Genomic DNA, 19990 nt, shown 5'->3' with positions numbered 1-19990 from the left:
TTTCCCAGTGACTTTTTGTATAAAAAAACCTCTCCAAAGGAAGGAGAGGTTTTTATTTGAAATTTTACTGGAGCAAACTGAGTACTGCGCTGCTGTTCTGATTTGCCTGTGCCAGCATGGACTGGGATGCCTGTTCAAGGACGTTATTCCTAGTATATTCCGCCATCTCTGCCGCCATATCCGTGTCACGGATAACAGATTCAGAGGATTGAGTGTTTTCCTTCGAAGTGATGATATTAGAGGACGTAAATCCGAGACGCATCTCTACAGAACCAATCTGTGTCTGCATGTCGAGCACCTTTTGCAGTGCTGTCTCAACTACATTGATTGCTGCATTTGCATTAGCCTGTGTTGAAATATTTAGTTTCGAACCATCTGTAGCCGTAAGTCCGAGGGCCGTGCTGCGCATATCAGAAAGGCCAATCTTAATTGCCTGATTCGCTTTTGTGCCTATCTGAAGAACGATAGAATTATCCGGCGAAGGATTCTCTGCACGAATCGTTTCCGTAAAATTATCAAGAATCGCGTTTGCATTTTTGTTAAGCTTTCCGGTATTATCCATTACGCAAATCGTAAGCCCAGAAATCTGACCCTCTATACCTGGATCCTTAGCTCTATATGTAATAGCATTGCGATCATCAGCCGTATACACAGTATTACCATAAGCATCCGATCCGATCGCAGATGTAGCACTACCGAATACAACATCATCTTTAGCCGGAGCCTTCGCAAAAATATCACCAAAGCGAAGTCCCTTTGCTGTAAAACTCAATACCTTTGTTTCACCTTGTTTCACATACGATACAACAATCGTATCAGTATCATGAATTCCAAGACTCGTTCCATTAAAATCTTTCAGATCAGTCAACTTTGTAAGTTTCTTCGTATCTTCGCTAAAGCTCGTATTTGTCAAGCAAGTTTTCGTTCCCGGTTCAATGACCTGACTGTTATGGGAACCATCCAACAGCTTCTTGCCATTGAACTCAACGTTCGCATTATCATCAATCTGGTCAACCATCTGGTCGAACTCGCGCTGGATTGTTGCACGGTCTGCATCTGTATTTGTATCGTTCGCTGCGTTAATGAGCTTTTCTTTTAATGTTTTGAGGATATCAACTGTACTTGCCACAGCACCCTCGGCAACCTTCATCATGCTGTTGCCGTTCTGAGTGTTTGCGTTATCCTGTTCAAGGGAGCGAATCTGTGTGCGCATACGCTCAGAAATGGAAAGTCCCGATGCATCATCCGCAGCGCTGTTGATACGCATACCGGACGACAGCTTCTCCATGCTCTTTGCTTTGGCTTTATTATTCTTATTGAGGGTATTCACCGTATTGAGTGAATCCTTGTTGTTCTTGATTACCATAGCCATGATTGCTTCCTCCTTGATCACTAGCTGTATTACATGCATTCATTCCTCTGAATGCATATTTAACATCTTTTCAGTGAATCTATCGAAAAAAATTTTTGTTTTCTTAAGCGTTTTTGAAAAAATTTTTATTGAATAGCAAAAAAATGCTGCACGAGGTTCCTCATGCAGCATTTTTATTCAGCCTACGCCGTGCATATTCTTTTTTACTTCACAGCGATAGTTACGTTCTCGCCGTTGATATTCCATTCCTTTTTGAATCCGTCAGTCGAACCATAGACGACCGTATCGGCAAGCGCGATTTTCCTGAGGAAGTCTTCGTTCTTTTTGACGATGCTTTCAAGCTTTTCGTTGCCTTCCATATATACAGTGATATGGTCGGTGACTTCGAAGCCGTTTTCTTTGCGCATTGTCTGCACCTTGCTGATAATCTCGCGGACGAAGCCTTCTTCAAGAAGCTCTTCCGTAAGCGTAGTTTCCAGTGCGACCGTTACGCCGCCGTAGCGCTGGCATGCGAATCCTTCTGTCTGCGCCATGGTGACTTCCACATCCTCCGGAAGGAGGTCAACCTCTCCGCTCTTGAGGGAAAGATGAAGCTTGCCTGTTTTATCCAGCTCTTCCTTCGCAGTATGTCCGTTGACAGAAGCAAGAGCAGCCTTGATTTCGCCAATCTGCTTGCCGACCTTCGGTCCGAGAACCTTGAACTGAGGTTTGAAGCTGTAGGTAAGATATGCTTCCATATCATCCTTGAAGGTAACAGCCTTCGCATTGAGCTCGCTTTCGACGATTTCCTTGAAGAACTCAGAAAGCTCTTTGTCTGCTTTGACATAGAGGTTTGCTACAGGCTGACGGTTCTTGATGTTGGATGCGTTGCGTGCAGCGCGTCCGAGGACAACAATCTGCAGTACGAGGTCCATATTCGCTTCAAGCTCTGTATCGATGAATGCTTCGTTTGCAGTCGGATAATCGCAGAGATGTACGCTCTCCGGCGCATTTTTATCAATGCTGCATACGAGGTTTCTGTAGATGCTCTCGGAAATGAACGGAACCATCGGAGCAGCAGCCTGTACCGTTGTAACCAGCGCCGTATAAAGAGTCATGTACGCGTTGATCTTATCCTGCTCCATGCCCTTCGCCCAGAAGCGCTCACGACTGCGGCGGACATACCAGTTACTGAGCTCATCAACAAACTCCTGCAGAGCCTTTGCAGCTTCTGTAACTTTATAGGACGCAAGGTCTCCGTCTACTTCCTTAACCATGGTGTTAAGGCGTGAGAGAATCCACTTGTCCATGACAGCAAGCTTGTCATATTCCAATGTATATTTCGTTGCATCGAAGTTGTCGATGTTCGCATAGAGCACAAAGAACGCGTAGGTATTCCAAAGCGTACCCATGAATTTGCGCTGACCTTCCTGCACCGCGCCGTCATGGAAACGGTTCGGCAGCCACGGAGCGCTGTTTTCATAGAAGTACCAGCGGATTGCGTCTGCTCCATGCTTGCCAAGGGCTTCCATCGGGTCAACAGCATTGCCCTTGGATTTGGACATTTTGCGTCCGTCCTTATCCTGTACGTGTCCGAGAACGATGACGTTCTTGTACGGAGACTGATGGAAAAGAAGTGTCGAAATTGCAATCAGCGAGTAGAACCAGCCGCGCGTCTGGTCAACAGCCTCGGAGATGAAGTCGGCAGGATAGCGGCGCTCGAAGATGTCCTTGTTCTCGAACGGATAATGCCACTGCGCGAAAGGCATGGAGCCGGAGTCAAACCAGCAGTCGATAACCTCAGGTACACGGTGCATTTCTCCGCCACATTTTTCGCATTTGATGGTTACGGCATCAATGTACGGACGATGCAGCTCGATTTCGTCCGGGCAGTTGTCCGACAGGGATTTAAGCTCTTCGATGGAGCCAATGGCGTGCTGATGGCCGCAGGAGCATTCCCATACGTTCAGCGGTGTGCCCCAGTAACGGTTGCGGCTGATACCCCAGTCCTGTACGTGTTCCAGCCAGTCTCCGAAGCGGCCCTTTCCGATTGTCGGAGGAATCCAGTTTACTGTATTGTTGTTGGCAATAAGCTCGTCGCGGACAGCCGTCATGCGGATAAACCAGGACTCACGTGCGTAGTAGATGAGCGGTGTATCACAGCGCCAGCAGTGCGGATAGCTGTGCTCGAATACAGGTGCCTTGAAGAGCTTGCCGGAAATTTTGAGATCCTTAATGATGAGCGGGTCTGCGTCCTTTACGAATACTCCCGGCCAATCCGTATCCTCAGTCATTTTGCCCTGGCTGTCTACGAACTGTACGAAAGCAACATCGTACTTGTTGCAGACACGGGCATCGTCTTCACCGAATGCCGGTGCCGTATGAACGATACCTGTACCGTCGGTTGTTGTGACGTAATCATCGCACATTACGAAGAATGCTTTTTTATTGATTTTGCCGACAGCATACGGATAAAGCGGCTCGTACTCGCGATACTCCAGTTCTTTACCCTTCATGCGTGCCAGTACCTCGCGCTCACCCTCTACTCCGTCGAATACTGTATCGACCAGCGCTTCCGCCAGGTAGTAAACAGTGCCGTCAACACGGAGCTTTACATAGTCAACATCTGCATTTACGCAGAGTGCAAGGTTAGACGGCAGCGTCCACGGTGTCGTCGTCCATGCAAGGAAGTATGCGTCTTCGTCCTTGACCTTGAATTTGACCATTGCGGAACGCTCTTTTACGTCCTTGTAGCCCTGGGCAACCTCGTGAGAGGAAAGCGGCGTACCGCAGCGTGGGCAGTACGGAACAACCTTATGTCCTTTGTAAAGGAGTCCCTTGTTCCAGATTTCCTTGAGCGCCCACCACTCGGATTCAATGAAGTCATTTTCGTAGGTGATGTACGGATGCTCCATGTCAGCCCAGAAGCCTACAACGTCGGAAAATTCTTCCCACATGCCCTTGTACTTCCAAACGGACTCACGGCATTTTTTGATGAACGGCTCAATGCCGTATTTTTCAATCTGCTCCTTGCCGTTGATGCCGAGAGCCTTTTCGACCTCAAGCTCAACAGGAAGACCGTGTGTATCCCAGCCTGCCTTACGGAGAACCTTCTTGCCCTTCATGGACTGATAGCGCGGCAGCATATCCTTTATAACACGTGTAAGAACGTGTCCAATATGCGGTTTGCCGTTTGCCGTCGGCGGGCCGTCATAGAAGGTAAATGTGTCGCAGCCCTCGCGCTGGTCGATTGCCTTCTGTGCAATGTCCTGTTTTTTCCAGAAATCGAGAACGTTTTTTTCACGCTCAACGAAATTCAGATTGGTGTCAACTTTTTCGTACAGCATACGTTTCCCTCCAAATCAAAAAACGCCCGCATCCAAAACAGGATGAGAGCGTTTTGCTGTCATTTATAAACCACCTATTTCAAGCGTACCAACATACGCAGCTCCTGTAACGGGAAAACCCGGCACAGCTTACTCGATTCCTTTCAGCCGGCTGCTCCCGGGTGATGTTCGATACGGCTTCCTGTACCGGCCTCCCACCAACGCCGGCTCGCTTGACTTTCGACTGTATCTACTGTCCCGTTCATCGCATTTTTATGTACGCGGTATATTGTATCACACACAAAGACTTCTGTCACTATAAATTTGTAAACCTGCCTTGTTTTTGTTAAAATTTTTCTCGTTTATGTCACGAAAAATTTGAACAATACGTAACATCCTGCGTATAATATTACACGTAGAAAAATTTTCCCGGGAGGAATTTACGTTGCATCAATATCTTTTTTATATAGGTGATTTTCCGATACGCGCCTACGGACTTGTTTTGAGTCTTTCCATCATACTTGCGACAGGAGTTGCTTATTTCCTTGCAAAGCAGGACGGACGATGGCACGAGCATATATCCGACATGGGTATATACTGCGGACTTGCCGGCATCCTCGGCTCGCGCCTTTGGGATGTTTTCTTTTTTGACTGGGCGTATTACAGAGACCATATAACGGAGATTCTGAACGTATGGCAAGGCGGAATGGCGATACAAGGCGGTATCGTCCTCGGTGCAGTCGTCGGTATCATCTATACCAAACGGCACAACATCGACACATGGGAGTTTGCCGACATAATATGCCCTGCCATCATACTCGGTCAAGCTCTTGGAAGGTGTGCCAATCTTCTAAACGGTGATGCTTTCGGTGCCCCCACCGGCTCAAATTTCGGAATCATATATCCTGAAACCACTCTCGCCTTTCACACCTATGGCGCTCAACCGCTTTGGCCTGCCGAGGTGTGGGAAGGACAGCTTGATATGGTTATATTCGCGCTTCTTTTAATCTACCGCACTGCCAGCCACGGCAAGGGGCAGGTTTTCACCATGTATGTCATGCTGTATTCTGCCGCACGCTTCTTTTTGGAATATTTCCGCGGCGACTACACGCAGCTTGTTATGGGGATTTTCAAATCCGCACAGATGACCAGTGTCGTAGCCTTCAGCGTGTCAACGCTTATATGGCTGTATCTTGAATGGAAACGACGCAGCTCATCAGCAGTCAAGGCTGTAGAAAGAAAATCGAAATAGACATTGTCAACCCGATAGTAAACTGAAATCAAAGTTTCTCTTTACAAACCTTTGTTTCAACCATTATAATAGAATAATATGATTTAATGAACTCATTCATAGTAAGGAGACGTTTATGGATAAAATTGTAGCACGACATTTGGCAGTTGATATGTACGGATGCAAGCCTGAGACTTTGGAGGACGGTGTCACTCTCCGCACGTCCCTTCCCGCTCTTTTGGAGCATGCGGGATTTCATATTCTTTCCGCAAAAATTCAGGCTCTTGATGAAACTCACACAGCTATTTTGATTATCCTTCACGAGGGACATTTTTCTCTGCACATGTATTCAAACATTTCTTATGTTGCAGCTGACCTTTTCCTCTGCGTCGAAGGTGCAGCACCTGAAAAGCTTCTGCAGAATGTCCGCAGCCTTTTCCATCCTGAGAAATTCCGCACAACCTACCTGAGACGCGGTGACTTCACGTCCACTACTGACCTTAAACCAAAGGTAAAGACGCGTGTCGCTCCGCTCCGCCGTATTCACAACACGGGAGCTAAGGTCATCCGCCTTCTTGCTCATCGTCACAGATAAAAAAATACGAAAATTAGTATTGACATTTTAGCCGAGCACGTCTATAATAGTTGATGTTGTCGGGATGTGGCGCAGTTTGGTAGCGCGCATCGTTCGGGACGATGAGGCCGCAGGTTCGAACCCTGTCATCCCGACCATTTTGAAAGCAAAACCGCTTACCTCTTGGTGAGCGGTTTTTTATTTTTGTTTACTTTTATCTGATTTCTAGTAAAATGTAATAAACAGTTTTTTACTCGTTCAGAAAGAAGGAATATACCGTGAATGCCCCTCATTTGTATCAATTGCTTGTATGCCGTCCTGTTTTAAATGATACAGCCATAAAAAGTCTGGCTCAGTGGCTTGAAGAGCCTTCCGACGATGCCATGCAGTATGAGTGCCTCTCTCTTTTGCTTCGTGAAGCCGAGACACACGGACTCTCCGGCAATATTCTGCAGTCATATATTCTTTTCCGCCTGATGCACGATGAAAATATCGCTGCGGAAACCATCGAGAAAACCAACGGTACTCTCGGAAAAAATTTGAAGCTTGCATTCATTCATGATATTGAGGTACTGGAGCCTCTTCTGCGCAATCTTCCAAGCAAATGGTTCAATACCACGATACTTGACGACTACACTCCGACAGAAGCAAAAATGACAGAAGGCGGTGCTTTTGTTGCATCTGCGCTGTCGGTTGACTGGACACCTGAATCTCTCGCAGAAAAGCTGATTGAGTATTATCACAGCTTCGGAAACGGAAAAATTGCTCAGTTCCGGGCTTTCCGCTGGGACAAGGAGCTTGGCCTCGTCGGCATAGAGCATTTCGAGCCTGTCCGCATGGAAAATCTTATCGGATATGCTTCCCAGAAGCATGACCTGATAGCAAACACTCTGGCATTTCTTTCGGGGCGGCCGGCAAACAATGTGCTGCTTGTCGGCGCACGCGGCACAGGCAAATCCTCGTCGGTAAAGGCTCTGGCAAATGAATACTTCATGCAGGGACTGCGGCTCATCCAGCTGCAGAAATCCCAGCTTGGTGAGCTTCCACGTCTTTTACAGACACTTCGCCGAATTGCTTCCAAGCGCTTTATCATCTATCTCGATGACCTTTCCTTTGAAAGCAACGATCCTGAGTACAAATATCTCAAGTCAGCTATCGAAGGCGGCGTCGAGTCCTGTCCTGAAAATGTTTTAATCTATGCCACCTCCAACCGCCGCCACCTCATAAAAGAGAGCTGGCACGACCGTGAGTCAGGTCAGGATGAAATTTACAAATCCGACAACATGAACGAGACCATCTCCCTCTCCGACCGCTTCGGGCTGATTATCATGTACCGTCTGCCTGATCAGAATGAATATCTGGCAATTATCGACCATGCTCTCCGCGAAAAGGGTATCATCCTCACACCGGAGGAGCTGAAGCAGGCAGGTCACCGCTGGGAGCTGGAGCACTCAGGACGCAGCGGACGTGTTGCACAGCAGTTCGTTAATTATTATCTTGGGCAGCACAAGAAGTAAGAAAAAAATAATCCGTGCAGAGATTTTCTTGCTCTGCACGGATTTTTTATTTATCGTTTTCTTCAGCAGGTTCTTCCATCTGCTCAACCTGAATCGATATCTGATTTATATATTCATCCTGTGATGTACACATCCAATAATTCAAAAGCGGCTGAACATAGAGGTCACTGATTGGTCTCAGATTATTCCTTTTAAGGAACAAGGAAATCTTTTTTGACAGCTTCCTTTTATTCTTATGGAATGTACCCTTGAAACGCAAGGATACATAAAAGCCTGCTGCCGTTTCAAAGTAATTTTCCTTTTCATCATAGTAATTCATGGAGACTGTCGAAAAGTACGCCTTTGCACCGGCACTCGTTCCATTAAGGAAGGATTCTCCGTCCACAATCCAGCCCACACTCCGCTCCTTGAAGTGATGCTCGGAAAACACCTTCATGTTATGGCTTGCCAATATGTAGATTGTCCCCATATGTCCGGACTTTGAATTTATCTTGCTGATGTAAAGATTTTTTGAATGGCGATATGTCAGCGTAATCTGATTAAGACATGTCTCTTCCAGTGCATCCAGCTGCTTGAACATTACACGGATATCCTTTCGGATATTCTCATTCTGTTCAATTGTCTCCTGGCACTTTTTATCCTTCTTTTCAAGCAGCTTACGCATCATTTCCGGGCTGCGGTTTGCCAGGTATTTCTGTATAGTAGATATTGATATATCAAGCTTTCTAAGATTCGTAATGACCTCAAGAGTCAGATACTGATGAAGCGAATAATTTCTGTATCCGTTTTCTGATACGAATTCGGGCTGCAAAAGGCCAATGCGGTCATAATAAAGCAAGGTCTGCTTGGAAAGATTAAACATCTTTGCAAGCTCACCCGCCGTATAGAAATTTTGATTATGCGGCATATAATCACACCTATCTGACATATACTTCCCATTGTATAAGGGATAGCTCTATAGGTTTTAAGAGTAAACCATATACTAAGTATATAGTCAAGATACCCAGAAAACAAAATATTAAATTCTTATTACACCCTCTTTTCCCTCAACCTCTTTCAGCCACTGCCAAACAGGCCTGCGCCTTATCATGAGATCAGGTGCAACATCAAAAAGAGGCATGAGAATAAAGGCCCGTTCAGTAAGGTATGGATGTGGTAAAACAAGCTTTTCTCCGTCGGATTCAATTCCAACCATGGAAAGAATATCAATATCAATCGTTCGTGCACCCCAATGCTCGCGGCGCACACGTCCAAGAGCATTTTCTATATTCAGGCATCTGTCAAGAAGTTCATCAGGTTCAAGCATGGTTTCAATCTGCACGACGAGATTCAAAAATTTCGGCTGATTCTCATTCCCCCACGGTTCGGTCTCGTATATCGGTGACACAGCTGAAATACTTATTCCTTTCTCTCCGCCTATCATTTCTATGGCTTTCCAAAGGGTGCTTTCCCTATCTCCCAGATTCGCTCCCAGGCCAAGATATGCTACCGTTGCACGGTCGACAGGAACTATCAGTTCTCCCCGATTGTTCATTTTTTCCCCCGTTCACGCGTTATGGAAACACTCACGTCCGCGAATTTTCCCGGTATAGGTGCCGATGGCTTGTGGACAACGATGCGAAGCTTCTGAATCAACGCAAACCGCTCAAAAAGAGCTTCTGAAATATGCTCGGCAAGTGCTTCTATAAGCGCTACAGGTTCACCCTCTACTATTGCTTCTACAGCCTCAAAGACCTTCGCATAGTTAACAGTCTTGTTAATATCGTCACTTTTTCCTGCCGGAGAAACATCAAAATACATGGAAACATCGACGATAAAAGGCTGTCCAAGCTCACGCTCAGCCGCTTTGCAGCCGTGACGTCCGCGAAATTCCATTCCTTCTATTTTTATACGGTCCATTTTGGTACCTCCTTTTCATTCTGCCCCAAGAATTGCATCAGTCATCCTGCACATGCGTGCAATGGGTTTGACATCATGCACTCGTACCATACCGGCACCCTTGACAATCCCCAGCACACACGCCGCGCCCGTTGCTTCCATGCGTTCCTCAACAGGAAGCCCCAGCGCAGCACCGATAAAACTTTTTCGGCTTGCAGCAAGAAGCATAGGATAAAGCGCTCCGTCAAGACTTATCAGCTCTTCAAGCCTTCTCTGTACGGTAAGATTTGCCTCGGGAGTTTTTCCGAATCCGATACCGGGGTCAAGAATTATATTTTCTTTTTCCATACCGGCTTCCTGTGCGATTTTTATCGACTCCCGGAAAAAATCCTGCATTGAAGCAATAACATCCTTATCGTATTCCTTTGAACTCTGATTGTGCATTACAATAACAGGCAGTTCATGCTTTGAAGCAACGTGCGCCATTGCTCCGCGTTCCTCTTCTGCATACTGCAGCCCCCAAATATCATTCAGTATATGAACACCAAGCTCCGCGGCCATATCCGCGGTCTTTGATTTAAATGTATCTACCGAAACAGGAACAGGAAGCTCTTTCATTAAAAGCTCAAGGTAAGGCCGCAGGCGCTCCATTTCCTCCTCTGCAGGCATAGTGACAAAACCTGGCCTTGAGGATTCAGCACCTACATCAATTATATCAGCTCCATCCTCCACCATCTGAAGCGCATGCCTAAGTGCCTTCTCCGGTGAATTCCAAAGTCCTCCGTCAGAAAAGGAATCAGGAGTAACATTCAAAATCCCCATTACAAGTGTCCGTTTTCCGTATTCGAGCGTCTTCCCATCTTTCCATACATATTTCCTGTAAGTGTTTTGCATGATATTTTCCCTCACTTGAAAAACAAATCCCAAAGCTGTTTTCCAATCAATATTGATGTCACTCCGATAAACAGCGGGCGCACATAGGCCGCGCCCTTCGTCAGTGCCATCTTTGTACCGCAGACAGCTCCTGCAATCATGGCTATTCCCATAGGGATTGCATATCCATAATTTGCCAGTCCCAGCGCTGTAAAGGTGATGAATGCCGCAATGTTGCTTGCAAAGTTCAGTGCTCTGCCGTTCGCCGCCGCTCCTATGAAATCAAAGCCTATCATAAGAAAAGCAAAAAGGAGAAACGAACCCGTACCGGGACCAAAAAAACCGTCATAAAAGCCGAACACAAAAGCAGTAACGCAGCTCAGCACGAACATTCTGTTTGTCATGCCGTGATATGTCGATACCTTACCCCAATCCTTTTTGAAAATGCTGTACAGCGCGACACCTATGAGCATCACGATAACGAGGGGCTTCAAAAAATCCGCCGGCACCATGCGCACGGCAAAAACGCCAAGCACTGAGCCTATAAAGGATATCGGGAACAGCTTCTTTATCAGCTCCGTATCCATCTTCCCTGAACGCACAAACTGCACAAAGCTCGTAAGCGAGCCCATAGTCGCAGCCACCTTATTGGTTGCAAGGGTTGTAATAGGCGGTAAGCCTGTCCACAAAAGTGCAGGAGTTGATATAAGCCCTCCTCCGCCAACCACCGAATCAATAAATGAGGCTACAAATCCCATTACAGCCAGAAAAACAGCTGTCGCGAGATCCGGCATTTCAAACATACTCATCTCTCCTGTTTCGTATTCTAAAGCGCACATATCTGATTTTAGACGAAAGTATAGTGAAATGCAATGAAATTGCTCAGACTCCGCTGTTTGTATACAAAGAAACACAGCCGCCCTTCAAGGAGCAGCTGTGTTTTGTTTTTAATCAGTACCCTTGTTCAAAATAAGATTAAGCAATATTGCCGTTATACTTCCTATCGTAATGCCGCTGGTGCAGATAAGCTGGACTCCTGTGGGAAATTTGGAATAAAATGTCGGAGCGCCTATAGGAATCAATGCCACCGCAACGCTGACTGCAATGACCATCATGTTACAGTTGCCTACAAAATTCACCTTGGACAATGCCTGTATTCCGCTGGCCGCAACCATTCCGAACATTGCAAGGCCCGCGCCGCCCAGCACCATGTTCGGTATGCAGGCAACAACTGCCGCGAGCTTCGGCAAAAGACCGAGTATCATGAGTATCACGCCGCCCATGGCTACAACATAGCGGCTTCGAACGCCTGTAATGCTTACAAGACCTATGTTCTGCGCAAAAGCAGTATAAGGAAACGCATTAAGGATACCGCCAAGAGCCGTAGAGAATCCGTCCGCACGAAGTGCCTTGCAGAGAATTTCCTCGTCAGTCGGCTTGTTTACTATTTTTCCGACAGCAATTACATCACCTGTTGTTTCAGCCATAGTAACAAGCATGACGAGAGTCATTGCTATACAGGATACCGGCTCAAATACAGGCATTCCGAAAGCGAATGGTGTTGTAATTCCCAGCGAAGCCGCCTGACCGACTGCCGAAAAATCCACATATCCGAGCAAAGCCGCGACGACGGTACCGAAAATAAGCCCCAGAAGGACCGCAATGTGTCCGATAAATCCACTGCTGACACGATAAAGAAAGAGTATCAGCACCAGCACAAGAAGAGCAATCATAATGTTCATCGGCGCAGCATAATCAGGAGCAGCAGGATTCACACCTGCAATCCAGCCAACTGCCACCGGCATAAGAGTAAGACCGATTATCGTGATAACGGCTCCTGTAACCACAGGTGGAAAAAAACGAAGGAGCTTGCTGAAATAATTTGCTGTTATAAAGCATATAAGTCCTGCCACGATTACAGAGCCGTACACTACACGCAAGCCCTCGGCCCCTCCGCCTGCAGAGTTTGCAATTAAAATCATCGGAGTGACAGCAGTGAAGGTGCATCCTTGCACAATCGGCAGCTTCGACCCGATGTACGGTCCCATACTCAGTGTCTGTACCAGGGTTGCGATACCGCAGGTAAAAAGGTCTGCATTGATGAGGTAAATCAGATGTTCTACATCAAGATGAATTGCGCCGGCAAGCACCAGCGGAACTGCTACTGCTCCGGAATACATAGCCAGCACATGCTGGAATCCGTAGATGAGCAGCTGCCAAAACGGAAGCTTTTTATCAACCGGATGGACTTTTGATGACTGCATGAAAATTTCCTCCCGTCAAAATATGTGAATAAAATTAGTATACAGCCAATTTTTTTCGAACGCAAAAAATTTTTGTCTTTTCATAATTACTATTGCATTTTATTTAGAGAATCGTATACTTATTTTAATACACTTTTTACTCAGGAGGTCATATCATGGAGTTATTGGAAAATCGTATCAAGGAAGAAGGACTTGTCCTGCCGGGCGGTGTCCTTAAGGTGGATTCCTTTCTGAACCATCAGGTAGATGCGAAGCTCATGATGGAAATGGGCAAAGAATTTGCACGGCTTTTTGCAGATAAAGGCATCCAGCGCATCCTTACGATTGAAGCTTCAGGTATCTCCATGGCCCTCACGACAGCACTCGTGCTGAATGTCCCGTTTGTTTTCGCACGAAAAAAAGCGTCTGTACTCATGTCAGAGCCTGCGTATGTTGAGGATGTTTATTCCTTTACTAAACAGGAGACCGCACATATTACTGTGCTGAAAAAATTCCTGCCCGCAGGGGAAAAGGTTCTCATAATTGATGATTTTCTCGCCAACGGTGAAGCTGCCCTCGGCATGGCACGCATTGTAGAAAAAGCAGGCTCCACAGTCGCAGGAATAGGAATCGCCATCGAAAAGGCATTTCAGAAGGGACACAGCCGCCTCATCGAAGCAGGCTATCACCTCGAAGCCCTCGCAAGCATTGCGTCACTTGAGGACGGAAAGGTTACGTTCACGAAGAAATAATTTATTGCACAAAAAGCAAGGGCACACGGCCATCAACGGCTGCGTGCCCTTTTTTCTTATTCATAACGAAGTGCTTCAATCGGGTCAAGAAGTGCTGCTTTTCTTGCAGGATATATCCCGAAGAAAAGTCCGATTCCCACCGAAAAGCTGAAGGACATAAGAATAGGTCCTATCGTAATAACCGTCTGGAATCCTCCGAATTTCGATATAGCCAGTGCCACACCGATACCAAAGGCAACTCCTATAAGTCCGCCTATTACACCAATTACAACAGATTCTATCAGGAACTGCGTCATTATGTTCTTGAAGGTAGCTCCAAGTGCTTTTCTTATTCCGATTTCACGTGTACGCTCAGTAACCGAAACCATCATGATATTCATGATACCGATTCCTCCGACGATAAGCGAGATTGCCGCTATGCTTCCAAGGAAAAGTGTCAGCATAGTAGTTGTCTCGTTGAGTGTCGCCATAAGGCTCGTAAGGTTCTGCACCTGAAAGTCGTTTTCCTTGTCACCCACCAGATGATGACGCTGTCTCAGAAGTGTCTCGATGTTCGACTGCACCTCATCCATCTTTTCCTGACTTACCACCTGCACGTTTATCATATTTACGTAGGTAATACCCAAAAGACGATCCATAGCTGTCGTCAGCGGTACGATGACCGTATCATCCTGGTCCTGTCCTGTAGAGGACTGGCCCTTGCTCTCAAGCACGCCTATAACGCGATACGGCTGATTCTTTACCCGGATAACATGTCCGACAGGATTTTCTTCTCCGAAAAGGTTCTCGGAAACCGTCGTTCCTATGACAGCAACACGATTTCTTGTAGCCAGGTCATTTTCTGTAATGAATGAACCGTTTGATACACTGAGGTCTCGAATCTGCAGGTATTCGGGCGTTACACCCTGCACCTGTGTATTCCAGTTCTGATTACCGTTGACAATCTGAAAGGAGCTGCTTACCACCGGTGAAACATACTGTGCGTCCTTTATTTTCTTTTTGATTGCCTGCGCATCCTCATATTTCAGTGTTTTTCGCGAGCCTGCCGAGCCTCTTACACCGCCTGTCGTTGCCGCGCCCGGACGTACAATAAGCATATTGCTGCCGAGGCTTGCAATCGAGCTTGTTACCTTCTGACTGACGCCCATGCCGACTGCAATCATGGCTATTACGGCTCCTACACCGATAATTATACCCAGCATTGTGAGGATGGAACGCAGCTTATTAGCAAACAGGGCATGAAGCGCGATTTCAACGCTTTCCATAAACATTCCCATGCGGCCACTCCTCCTTTATACGACATCCATTTTAACGCCCTTGCCTGCATCCTGTGTAATCAGTCCGTCACGCACCAGCAGCTGTCGGCTGGCACATGCCGCGATTTCCGGTTCATGCGTGACAAGTATAATAGTACGGCCTTCTCTATGAAGCCCCTCGAAAATCTCCATTATTTCCTTGGTCGATTTCGTGTCAAGGTTTCCTGTCGGCTCATCTGCCATAATGATATGCGGGTCATTCACAAGTGCCCTGGCTATCGCTACGCGCTGACGCTGACCGCCTGAAAGCTCATTTGGCTGATGGTCTGCACGGTCGCCAAGGCCTACAGCATCAAGAACCTTTCTTGCCCGTTCCTTCCGCTCATTCTTGCCTACCCCCGCGTATATCAAAGGCAGTGCCACATTATCTGCTGCTGATATGCGCGACAGCAGGTTAAAGTTCTGAAAGACAAAGCCTATCCGCTTGTTTCGCACTACGGCAAGCTCGTCATCCGTCAGATTCGCAACCTCCTGCCCATCAAGCTTGTATGAACCGCATGTAGGTCTGTCGAGACACCCTAAGATATTCATAAGAGTTGACTTACCTGAACCTGACGGCCCCATGAGCGCAGCGAATTCACCCTGCTTTATGTTGAGGTCAATACCTGCAAGAGCCGCTACCTCCTGCCCTCCTACATAGTATATTTTCTTTATGCCGGCGAGCTCAATCATAGGTTTTTCCATCGCGCTCACCTCCTTAGAATGGTGGTGGCCCGCCGCGACGGGCGCTGCTGCGGTTTCCGCTTGAATTTCCGGAGCTGCTGCTCTTTTTCGCCTTGTAGCTGTTAACGATAACATCGCCTTCGTTAAGTCCGGAAAGCACTTCCACATACTCGTCGCTGTAGACACCTGTTTCGATATACTGCTCTTTCGTTGAGCCATCCGGCTGCATCACGAGCACATAGCTTCCGCCGGTATTTGTCTTGAGCGCGGAAATAGGAATTGCAAGTGTCTGCGGTTTATCCGATGTAATTACCTCCACCTGTGCCGTCATACCGGGCAGAAGAAGGTTATCAGGATCATCAACGTCAAGGGTTACATAATAATAAATTACACTGACTGACGATGAGCTTGAGGATGAGGACGAGGTTTCCCAGCTGCTGGTCACATCTGTCTGTGAAATCAGTGATACACGTGCGTTAAATGTCTTATTCGGATAAGCATCTACCGTGAATGTTGCTGTCTGCCCGATACGCACACTACCGATATCTGTTTCATCAATTTTCGCCTTTATCTGCTTAGTAGAAAGGTCTGCTATACGCATAATTACAGTTGGATTGGAATTACCCTGAACTGCCATTGTACCAGGGGTCAGAGGCTCACCAACTACAACACCGTCCATAGGCGATGTGATAACCGTTTCTGCAAGGTCGGACTCGGTAACCTCCAGATTACTGAGCGCCGTATCATACTGATACACCGCATCCTCATAGTCCTCCTGGGTGCTTGCACCAATATTATAAAGATGTGCTATACGGTCATATTTCGCCTTCGCATTTACGACCTTATACTGTGCCTGCTCGCGCTTAGCTTCATAATCCTTGCCGTCAAGGGTAGCAACTGTCTGCCCTGCTTTTACTTTGTCATTTTCCTTGACAAGCACAGTTTTTATTCGTGCGGTAATTTTGGAGCTGACCTCTACCGAATTAACAGGTCTCAGTGTTCCTGTTGCTGATACGGTCGACTTCAAATCATGCCGCTTTACATCTACCGTCTGAACCTGAGCCGCTTTGCCTGCTTTCTGAGATGACTGATAATACTGCCAACCGCCAAAAGCGCCGGCCGCTATAACAAGCGCGACTATTCCTGCCTTCACTTTCCCGTTGATTTCCATTATCTCGCCTCCCTTTCGTGTATATTGGCCGCTTTGGCTGCAGCCGCAGCTGCCTCTATTTCTTCCGGAACACGGTCATCATCTACAACCGAGCGCGCATGGAGATAATCCCGGGATACAGGAGCATCAGTCGGAACCGGTCTGTCTCCGAAGCGTTTCTTTGCCTCTGCCGCGGCATTCGGGTCAATAACATTAGGCGACTGGCCTATATCAAGACCGACCGCGTTTTCAACTGCGGCCTTATAGCGTGCATAATCATACTCGGCACTGATGTAATTGAGCTGTGCCGTAGAGAGCGCCACCTGCGCGTCGAGAATATCCAGCATAATACCCTGACCTGCGCGGTATTTTTCGTTAGTGATGTAGTAATCCTCTTCTGCTTCCTTTACTGCAGACTGCGTGGCGATAAGACGGCGCTGTGCCTCACGCATATTGTAATACTGCTGACGGACGTTGAGGTCAATATCCTCCTTGTCCTTCTTCACCTGAAGCTCAGCTATCTCATAATTCGTCTTTGCTTTATCTACAGCCGCCTCAGTCAAACCGCTGTCAAATATATTCCAGCTGGCCCTGAGACCGATAGTACGGGAATGATCGTTGCCATGTCCCTGCGTAAAGCGATGGTCCCCACTGACACCGGCATTAAGCGTAAGAGTCGGGAGATAGCCTGCCTGTGCCACTGTCACCGCAAGCTCCTGCTGCTTCAGCTTGTATGTATCAACAATCAGGTCCTTTCTGTTCGCAAACGCATAGCTTACACACGCATCCATTTTCGGAAAAAACGGCGTGAATCTGAAATCCTCAGTCAAATTCAAAGGCTCGCTCTGGTCCATGCGGAGAAGATTTTTCAGCGTAACCACATTTACCTCGTATGTGTTCTTTGCTTTTATAAGTGTCTGCCGTGCATTCGTCAGCTCAACCGAAGAACGGAGAACATCAAGACGCGCCTTGCTTCCTGCAGAATAAAGCTGCTCCATATTAGTAAGATGTGCTTTGTAGCGGTCAACTGATTCCTGATCAATCTCCACCACACGCTTTGATTCCAGCACATCATAATATGCTTTTATAACCTTGAGCCGAAGATCCTCGCGCTCGCGCAATGTCTGCAGCCGGGCCACATCCATACCTATTTCGGCACTTTTGATGTTGGCCTGATTTTTCCCGCCGGAATAAAGCGGTAAGGAAACACTTAAAGATGTCGAACCGTTTCTAATCGTTTCAACATCATTTGTCTTTGTATCTGTAAGACTTGCACCGGCTGAAACCGAGAAGCTGTTAGTTCCTCTTGCGGATTTCAAATTTGCCTTTGCCGTGTCTTCTCCCTTTTCCTTGATTTTGAGCGAAATATTCTGCTCCAGTGCCATATCCACTGCTTCCTGAATCGTCAAATCCGCAGCACTGGCCGTTGCTGCTCCGCAAAGCAGCATAACCGCCGCAAGAGCCGCCGCCTTTCTAAAACGTCCTGTTTTCTTCATAGGTCTCATTCCTCTCATGAGTGTCAGGGAATCACCCTGCCAAAACAAAAAACAAAAACGGATAAACCATTGTTAAAAATATAATTGTAGTCACGATAAAAGCCGCAACCGACAAATCAAGTGAAAGCTTGTAGAGTCTTGCCGTCACGACAGCATTTACAGCCGTCGGAGTGGCAGATAATATAAGCAGCGAGCCCAGCATGTCCGGACTTTTTATCACAAGATGCGAAAATCCGTAAATTACGGCAGGAGCCGCAGCAAATTTTATAAAGGACAAATCAAAAAGTGATGTCCAATATTTTTTTATTTTTGAAATTTCAATTGAGTATCCGACAGGAATAAGTCCTGTCCATGCTCCAAAATGAATAAAAATCTGTGTTACGCCGCTGAATACCTCAGGCCTCGGAACACCTGCACATTGAAGTACTCCGCCGAGGAGTATACCGACTACAGCCAGCTGCTTTTTAGAAAACAGCATAGAAATAACCGATACCTTCTGGCCGCTTTTCCCTTCTGCCTTTGTCTCATATCTCCTGGCAAGCGGATAGCAGAACATAAACATCAGCACATACTGGAAAAGTGTCGCAATCTGCTGATAGGCGTAGCCGCGTTCCCCGTATATCAGGAACACGCATATTCCGCCAATCGTTCCGAGATTTCCAAGGCTTGCCGCCATAACGTATGCGCCCTGCTCCCGATAATCTTTATATTTGCGGCCTGCAAGCCAGTATGCCATAGCTCCCGGTACAAAACCAAGCGCTATACTCATAACAGGCAGCCACAGAAATTCCCGTGTAATCGGCATAACCCAAAAACTCAGGAATGAGACAACAGGACAAACGACGAGGATATTATTCAATATCATTTTATTAAAAAAATTATCCCCAAGCTTCTTTTGATACCTGCACGCATACCCCAATATCAAAGGGCAAATCAAATCAACCGCAAACACGAGAAGTTTCATTTTAATATCCACGAAACATTCCCTCGGTTTTATGTCAAATATATCAAACCATACTTATTTTTCTAATATTTGACGATTATTTTTAATCTTTCTTCATTTTCATCTTTATGATACGTAAAATTGCTTAATTTTTCTTGTTATTTCAGTTAGGTAAATATTAATTTTCTAATCTTTTAAATATCGTCAGAGAACGGATAGTCAGCACCGTACCAATCCTTTTTCCCCTGAACCTTATATATTATACCGCGCTCAACAAGTCTGCTCAGATGCTTTGAAATCTCTTCCTCGGATACATCCTCAAGCATGAGAACCATCATTGTCATTGCCTGTCCGTCAAGCTCAAGCCTTCCATAGCCCCGTACAAATTCAAATACAACGCGGTCAATGGTATCCGTCAAATATTTTTCATCAAATTCCTCCTCAGTCATGCCTGCAGCTTCTGCAGCAATAGCCGCTGTAAGAGGCGGATATCCATCCTCTGAGCACTGAGGCGCTTCTTTTTCTGCCGCCTGCATTTGCTTCATCAGCTCGTCACGGCAAGCCGCGCACATCAGCATGGGCTCAATATCAGATTTCCCCCACTCAATCTCAACAAGCTCTGTTCCTCCCCCGCACAGGGAGCAGGAGCCTTTATCTACATACTCTATTTTCATAAG

At 46.7% G+C, this 19990-nt stretch carries 19 protein-coding genes and 1 tRNA gene; 5 read left to right on the top strand and 15 right to left on the bottom strand.

The window, feature by feature from the left end; translation table 11 throughout:
- Positions 1–64: 64 nt before the first annotated feature.
- The 3 genes from BUA83_RS04045 to BUA83_RS12595 form a co-directional block, all read right to left on the bottom strand.
- Positions 65–1372: a flagellin N-terminal helical domain-containing protein gene (locus tag BUA83_RS04045; protein ID WP_072934913.1), complete on the bottom strand. Its 1308-nt coding sequence runs from the start codon at positions 1370–1372 to the stop codon at positions 65–67.
- A 203-nt stretch (positions 1373–1575) separates the two neighbouring features.
- On the bottom strand, positions 1576–4695 hold the full coding sequence (gene ileS, locus BUA83_RS04040; RefSeq protein WP_200795981.1) for an isoleucine--tRNA ligase: 3120 nt from the start codon (positions 4693–4695) through the stop codon (positions 1576–1578).
- A gap of 146 nt (positions 4696–4841) precedes the next feature.
- Positions 4842–4994 carry a hypothetical protein gene (locus tag BUA83_RS12595; RefSeq protein ID WP_159430464.1) on the bottom strand — a complete coding sequence of 51 codons (153 nt, stop codon included), beginning with the start codon at positions 4992–4994 and terminating at the stop codon, positions 4842–4844.
- A 128-nt stretch (positions 4995–5122) separates the two neighbouring features.
- Between BUA83_RS12595 and lgt the strand changes: the two genes are divergently transcribed.
- From lgt to BUA83_RS04020, 4 genes are all read left to right on the top strand, one after another.
- The gene (gene lgt / locus BUA83_RS04035; protein ID WP_072934911.1) at positions 5123–5929 is read left to right on the top strand and encodes a prolipoprotein diacylglyceryl transferase; all 807 of its coding nucleotides are present in this window, start codon (positions 5123–5125) and stop codon (positions 5927–5929) included.
- Between the two features lie 115 nt (positions 5930–6044).
- Positions 6045–6503: an S-adenosylmethionine decarboxylase family protein gene (locus tag BUA83_RS04030; protein ID WP_072934910.1), complete on the top strand. Its 459-nt coding sequence runs from the start codon at positions 6045–6047 to the stop codon at positions 6501–6503.
- A 60-nt stretch (positions 6504–6563) separates the two neighbouring features.
- A tRNA-Pro gene (locus tag BUA83_RS04025) sits at positions 6564–6640 on the top strand.
- Between the two features lie 120 nt (positions 6641–6760).
- On the top strand, positions 6761–7999 hold the full coding sequence (locus tag BUA83_RS04020; protein ID WP_072934909.1) for an ATP-binding protein: 1239 nt from the start codon (positions 6761–6763) through the stop codon (positions 7997–7999).
- Between the two features lie 46 nt (positions 8000–8045).
- Here BUA83_RS04020 and BUA83_RS04015 read toward each other — a convergent pair whose 3' ends face one another.
- The 6 genes from BUA83_RS04015 to BUA83_RS03990 all read right to left on the bottom strand — a co-directional run bounded on the left by BUA83_RS04015 (position 8046) and on the right by BUA83_RS03990 (position 13014).
- Positions 8046–8927: a MerR family transcriptional regulator gene (locus BUA83_RS04015; protein ID WP_094756452.1), complete on the bottom strand. Its 882-nt coding sequence runs from the start codon at positions 8925–8927 to the stop codon at positions 8046–8048.
- A gap of 90 nt (positions 8928–9017) precedes the next feature.
- A complete protein-coding gene (gene folK / locus BUA83_RS04010) occupies positions 9018–9533 on the bottom strand; it encodes a 2-amino-4-hydroxy-6-hydroxymethyldihydropteridine diphosphokinase (RefSeq protein WP_072934907.1) in 516 nt (171 codons plus the stop codon).
- Complete coding sequence (folB, locus tag BUA83_RS04005; protein WP_072934906.1) at positions 9530–9898, bottom strand: dihydroneopterin aldolase; 369 nt, start codon at positions 9896–9898, stop codon at positions 9530–9532. The genes folK and folB overlap by 4 nt, the downstream gene beginning before the upstream one ends.
- Positions 9899–9913: 15 nt before the next feature.
- The gene (gene folP / locus BUA83_RS04000; protein WP_072934905.1) at positions 9914–10771 is read right to left on the bottom strand and encodes a dihydropteroate synthase; all 858 of its coding nucleotides are present in this window, start codon (positions 10769–10771) and stop codon (positions 9914–9916) included.
- 11 nt (positions 10772–10782) lie between these two features.
- Complete coding sequence (locus BUA83_RS03995) at positions 10783–11553, bottom strand: TSUP family transporter (RefSeq protein ID WP_407695181.1); 771 nt, start codon at positions 11551–11553, stop codon at positions 10783–10785.
- A gap of 144 nt (positions 11554–11697) precedes the next feature.
- Positions 11698–13014: a nucleobase:cation symporter-2 family protein gene (locus BUA83_RS03990; protein ID WP_072934904.1), complete on the bottom strand. Its 1317-nt coding sequence runs from the start codon at positions 13012–13014 to the stop codon at positions 11698–11700.
- A gap of 155 nt (positions 13015–13169) precedes the next feature.
- Between BUA83_RS03990 and BUA83_RS03985 the strand changes: the two genes are divergently transcribed.
- Positions 13170–13745 (top strand): xanthine phosphoribosyltransferase, encoded by a 576-nt coding sequence (locus tag BUA83_RS03985; protein WP_072934903.1) that lies wholly within the window; start codon positions 13170–13172, stop codon positions 13743–13745.
- 56 nt (positions 13746–13801) lie between these two features.
- Here the strand turns inward: BUA83_RS03985 and BUA83_RS03980 are convergent, their stop codons facing one another.
- From BUA83_RS03980 to BUA83_RS03955, 6 genes are all read right to left on the bottom strand, one after another.
- Positions 13802–15016 (bottom strand): ABC transporter permease, encoded by a 1215-nt coding sequence (locus BUA83_RS03980; protein ID WP_072935076.1) that lies wholly within the window; start codon positions 15014–15016, stop codon positions 13802–13804.
- A gap of 21 nt (positions 15017–15037) precedes the next feature.
- The gene (locus BUA83_RS03975; RefSeq protein ID WP_072934902.1) at positions 15038–15745 is read right to left on the bottom strand and encodes an ABC transporter ATP-binding protein; all 708 of its coding nucleotides are present in this window, start codon (positions 15743–15745) and stop codon (positions 15038–15040) included.
- A gap of 13 nt (positions 15746–15758) precedes the next feature.
- Complete coding sequence (locus BUA83_RS03970; RefSeq protein ID WP_072934901.1) at positions 15759–16895, bottom strand: efflux RND transporter periplasmic adaptor subunit; 1137 nt, start codon at positions 16893–16895, stop codon at positions 15759–15761.
- Positions 16895–18370 carry a TolC family protein gene (locus tag BUA83_RS03965; protein WP_072934900.1) on the bottom strand — a complete coding sequence of 492 codons (1476 nt, stop codon included), beginning with the start codon at positions 18368–18370 and terminating at the stop codon, positions 16895–16897. The genes BUA83_RS03970 and BUA83_RS03965 overlap by 1 nt, the downstream gene beginning before the upstream one ends.
- Before the next feature lie 31 nt (positions 18371–18401).
- Positions 18402–19346, bottom strand: coding sequence for an AEC family transporter (locus BUA83_RS03960; RefSeq protein ID WP_072934899.1), 945 nt, complete (start codon positions 19344–19346; stop codon positions 18402–18404).
- Between the two features lie 161 nt (positions 19347–19507).
- Positions 19508–19987, bottom strand: a complete 480-nt coding sequence (locus tag BUA83_RS03955) for a hypothetical protein (protein ID WP_072934898.1) — start codon at positions 19985–19987, stop codon at positions 19508–19510.
- Positions 19988–19990 lie beyond the last annotated feature (3 nt).

Source organism: Schwartzia succinivorans DSM 10502, from assembly GCF_900129225.1.
GTDB lineage: Bacteria > Bacillota > Negativicutes > Selenomonadales > Selenomonadaceae > Schwartzia > Schwartzia succinivorans.
The sequence above is the reverse complement of the archived record's forward strand: the minus strand, read 5'-3'. Positions and strand labels throughout refer to the sequence as shown.

Excerpts from the sequence above, each read along its gene's own strand:
- BUA83_RS04045 (WP_072934913.1), bottom strand. The coding sequence starts at position 1,372 with ATGGCTATGGTAATCAAGAACAACAAGGATTCACTCAATACGGTGAAT.
- BUA83_RS04030 (WP_072934910.1), top strand. The coding sequence starts at position 6,045 with ATGGATAAAATTGTAGCACGACATTTGGCAGTTGATATGTACGGATGC.
- BUA83_RS04015 (WP_094756452.1), bottom strand. The coding sequence starts at position 8,927 with ATGTCAGATAGGTGTGATTATATGCCGCATAATCAAAATTTCTATACG.
- folK (WP_072934907.1), bottom strand. The coding sequence starts at position 9,533 with ATGAACAATCGGGGAGAACTGATAGTTCCTGTCGACCGTGCAACGGTA.
- folB (WP_072934906.1), bottom strand. The coding sequence starts at position 9,898 with ATGGACCGTATAAAAATAGAAGGAATGGAATTTCGCGGACGTCACGGC.
- folP (WP_072934905.1), bottom strand. The coding sequence starts at position 10,771 with ATGCAAAACACTTACAGGAAATATGTATGGAAAGATGGGAAGACGCTC.
- BUA83_RS03995 (WP_407695181.1), bottom strand. The coding sequence starts at position 11,553 with ATGTTTGAAATGCCGGATCTCGCGACAGCTGTTTTTCTGGCTGTAATG.
- BUA83_RS03990 (WP_072934904.1), bottom strand. The coding sequence starts at position 13,014 with ATGCAGTCATCAAAAGTCCATCCGGTTGATAAAAAGCTTCCGTTTTGG.
- BUA83_RS03985 (WP_072934903.1), top strand. The coding sequence starts at position 13,170 with ATGGAGTTATTGGAAAATCGTATCAAGGAAGAAGGACTTGTCCTGCCG.
- BUA83_RS03980 (WP_072935076.1), bottom strand. The coding sequence starts at position 15,016 with ATGTTTATGGAAAGCGTTGAAATCGCGCTTCATGCCCTGTTTGCTAAT.
- BUA83_RS03975 (WP_072934902.1), bottom strand. The coding sequence starts at position 15,745 with ATGGAAAAACCTATGATTGAGCTCGCCGGCATAAAGAAAATATACTAT.
- BUA83_RS03970 (WP_072934901.1), bottom strand. The coding sequence starts at position 16,895 with ATGGAAATCAACGGGAAAGTGAAGGCAGGAATAGTCGCGCTTGTTATA.
- BUA83_RS03965 (WP_072934900.1), bottom strand. The coding sequence starts at position 18,370 with ATGAAGAAAACAGGACGTTTTAGAAAGGCGGCGGCTCTTGCGGCGGTT.
- BUA83_RS03955 (WP_072934898.1), bottom strand. The coding sequence starts at position 19,987 with ATGAAAATAGAGTATGTAGATAAAGGCTCCTGCTCCCTGTGCGGGGGA.